The following is a 3,906-nucleotide window of genomic DNA, read 5'->3' on the forward strand; positions in this document are numbered from 1 at the left end:
AAATCTGAAATCTGAAATCTAAAAAAAAAATGACAGAAGGAAATTTTGTAGACTACGTAAAAATATATGTTACTTCCGGAAAAGGAGGAAAAGGTTCTACGCATTTACATAGAGAAAAATTTATTGAAAAAGGCGGTCCAGATGGTGGTGATGGTGGTCGTGGTGGACACGTTTACATCAAAGGAAACAAAAATCTTTGGACATTATTTCACCTAAAATTCGTAAAACACATGCGTGCTGGTCACGGTGGCGATGGAGGAAGTTCAAGAAGTACTGGTCACGATGGCGATGATAAATATGTAGAAGTGCCATTAGGAACTGTTGTTAAAGATATCGAAACAGGAGAAATTCTTTTTGAAATTACAGAACACGGCGAAGAACGAATTCTAGCTCAAGGTGGAAAAGGCGGTTTAGGAAACTGGCATTTTAGAAGTTCTACAAATCAAACGCCTCGTTATTCACAACCCGGAATGCCGTCAACAGAATTAGATGTAATTTTAGAATTAAAAGTTCTCGCAGACGTTGGTTTAGTAGGTTTTCCAAATGCTGGAAAGTCAACTTTATTATCTGTACTAACTTCAGCCAAACCAAAAATTGCAGATTATCCGTTTACAACTTTAAAACCTAACTTAGGAATAGTTTCTTATAGAGAGTTTCAATCGTTTGTAATTGCAGATATTCCAGGAATTATTGAAGGTGCAGCCGAAGGTAAAGGATTAGGTCATTACTTTTTACGTCACATTGAGCGAAATTCAACACTTTTATTTTTAGTTCCAGCCGATGCAGATGATATCAAAAAGGAATATGAAATTCTATTAGACGAATTACGCCGTTACAATCCAGAAATGTTGGATAAGGATAGACTTCTAGTAATCTCAAAATGCGATATGCTAGATGATGAATTAAAAGCCGAAATGAAACAACTTCTAGATAAATCTAAACTCGGAATTCCTTATATGTTCATTTCATCAGTAGCGCAGCAAGGTTTAACAGAATTAAAAGACAAACTTTGGGAAATGCTTAATGTAGAAGACGACAAACCAGAAAACAGTCACGGTTTATAAAAATAGAAAAAGGGTTTCAATAAAGAAACCCTTTCTCATTACCAATCATCATTTACCAAATTAATAATTAGTGTAATTGTTGAACCTAAGTACTCGACTTAGATATTTTATATTTTTGGATTTCTGTCTTGACTTAAATATCAAATTAAATTTTTGCTATCGTATTTTTGTCGTAGATGATAATCCAATAGTAACCTTTCCCAAATCTTTCGCAAAGTAAAGAATATATTTTGAAACAAAAATTCTAATTTCTGTAGAAAGATATCTACATATACGTAGAATTTATACGACAGGATCTGTTTTGAGAAACGCTTTTTTTCCTAATTAAAAGTTAAAATGAAATAAATTACATTAGTTTTAAGAGTCTTATTTTTATTAAATCCGCAAAATTTAGTATTTTCGCCTCATTAAAATTTCGCAATATTCAATTTATTCTGTAACATATTACATTTTAATTAGACTATTAGCTAACAACAATTAACCTTTTTACATTTTCATTATGAAAAAAATTATTTTCTCCTTAATTGCTGCAATTATGCTTGTTCCTACAAGTGTAAAAGCTGACGAAGGAATGTGGTTTTTAATGTTCATCGAACGTTTAAATCACCGCGATATGCAAAAAATGGGCTTGCAATTGACAGCCGAAGAAATCTACAGCATCAACAACCACAGTTTGAAAGATGCTATTGTTCAATTCAACGGTGGATGTACTGCCGAAATCATTTCTAAAGACGGATTAGTATTAACAAACCACCACTGTGGTTATGATGCTATTGCCGAATTATCATCTGCAGAGAAAAACTATTTAAAAGATGGTTACTGGGCTAAAGATAGAAAATCAGAAATGAAACCTTCTAGCTTATACGTTCGTTTCTTTGTGCGTATGGACGATTGTACAAAACGTATTTTAGCCGTTGTAAATCCTTCAATGAGCGAAGCAGATAGAGAAAAAGCAATCAACCAAGAAATTGCTAAAATCGAAAAAGAAAACAACGAAGGCGGAAAATATACTGTTTCTGTTCGTCCGTTTTTTCAAGGAAATGAGTACTACTATTTTGTGTACCAAGATTACAAAGACGTTCGTTTAGTTGGAACTCCTCCAGAAAGTTTAGGAAAATTTGGTGGTGATACAGACAACTGGGAATGGCCACGTCACACTGCAGATTTCTCTATGTTTAGAGTGTATGCAAATGCAGATGGATCTCCAGCAGAATATTCAGAAAACAACGTTCCTTTAAAACCAAAACATTACTTACCAGTAAATTTAAGTGGTGTAAAAGAAAACGATTTTGCTATGATTCTTGGATATCCAGGAAGAACCAACCGTTGGATGCCAGCTGGTGGAATTGAGCAAAACGTAAAATTTGCTTATCCTGCTTGGGTTGAAGGTGCTAAAACAGGTATGGACGGAATGAAGAAATACATGAATCAAAGCGATGCTTTAAATTTAGTGTATGCTTCTAAATTCGCTTCAACTGCCAACTACTGGAAAAACCGTCAAGGTATGATTGATGCTTTAACTAAATTTGGTACAGCCAAATCTAAAGCAGCACAAGAAGCTAAATTCAATACTTGGGCTAACAAACCAGCTAACAAAGCTAAATACGGAAACGTAGTTTCTAACATCAATAAATTCTACGCTTTAACTAACGAGAAATCTCGTCACGATAACTACCTACAACAATTATTCAGAACTTCTTCTTTTGGAACAATTGGTAGATCTTTAGGTCGTCAATTAGACATGTATGTTAAGGCTGATGCTGCTAAACGTGCTACCATGGCGCCACAAATTGTTGAAATGGCAACAGAAATGTTCAAAGAACTTCACGTTCCAGCAGAAAAAGAAATTTTAGCAGCACAATTAAAAGTATATGCTACTAAATCTACTGGCTATGCAATTGCACCAATGGTTAAGAAAATTGGAGACGAAAACAACAACGACTTCACTAAATATGTAAACGCTGCTTTCGATTTAAGTATCCTTACTTCAGTTGATAGAATCAAAGCATTCTTAGACTTACCAAGCGAAGCAATGCTTACAAACGATCCTTTGTATGCAATTTCAAATGATATGGTTGCTCATTTTGGTACAAGATCTGACGAAATAACTAAAGCTCAAAACGAGTACGCTTCTTCTTTCCGTTTATTGGTAGAAGGTTTAAGAGAATCTAAAATTGGAGCAATTAAGTATCCAGATGCTAACTCAACGTTGCGTTTAACTTACGGTAAAGTGCGTTCATTACCTGCAGACAAACGTAATGATGCTACAATAAATAACTACACAACACTTGCAGGTCAAGTTAAGAAATACAAAAAAGGAGATCAAGAATTTGATTTACCAGCTCGTATTATCGAAATGAATAAAAACAAAGATTTCGGTCGTTATGCAGACAAAGACGGTTCACTTCACGTGAATTTCTTAACAGATAATGATATCACAGGAGGAAACTCAGGTTCACCAGTTCTTAACGGAAAAGGAGAATTAATCGGTCTAGCTTTCGACGGAAACATCGAAGCTATGGCAGGTGACGTAATCTTCGACAACAAACTACAAAGAACCATCAACGTAGACATTCGTTACGTACTTTGGGTAATCGAAAATTTCTCTGGTGCTAAACACATCGTAGACGAAATGACTTTGGTGAAATAAACCAACTTTGTCATTCCGTACGAATCCCAACTCCGACTTAAGCAATTAAGTCGGAGTTTTTTTATGCATAATTTTGTCATTCCGTAGGAATCTCATCCCATTAATTTGGAGCGAATGGTTCGGGAATTCTTGGTTTCCCTATTCCTGCTTTTCGCACTGCACGGCAGTTGCTACAATCAGTCCCGAAACTTC

Annotated in this window: 2 protein-coding genes; both read left to right on the forward strand. The window is 35.0% G+C overall.

The features are described from left to right. Positions 1-29 precede the first annotated feature (29 nt). The gene (gene obgE, locus DIU01_RS07185; protein ID WP_290832948.1) at positions 30-1,064 is read left to right on the forward strand and encodes a GTPase ObgE; all 1,035 of its coding nucleotides are present in this window, start codon (positions 30-32) and stop codon (positions 1,062-1,064) included. Positions 1,065-1,563: 499 nt separating this feature from the next. Beyond that, a complete protein-coding gene (locus DIU01_RS07190) occupies positions 1,564-3,714 on the forward strand; it encodes a S46 family peptidase (RefSeq protein WP_290832949.1) in 2,151 nt (716 codons plus the stop codon). Positions 3,715-3,906 lie beyond the last annotated feature (192 nt).

It is taken from the genome of Flavobacterium sp., from assembly GCF_003525665.1.
Taxonomy (GTDB): domain Bacteria; phylum Bacteroidota; class Bacteroidia; order Flavobacteriales; family Flavobacteriaceae; genus Flavobacterium.

Bases quoted from the DNA above. Each gene is read 5' to 3' on its own strand.
- obgE (WP_290832948.1), top strand. From the start codon at position 30: ATGACAGAAGGAAATTTTGTAGACTACGTAAAAATATATGTTACTTCC.
- DIU01_RS07190 (WP_290832949.1), top strand. From the start codon at position 1,564: ATGAAAAAAATTATTTTCTCCTTAATTGCTGCAATTATGCTTGTTCCT.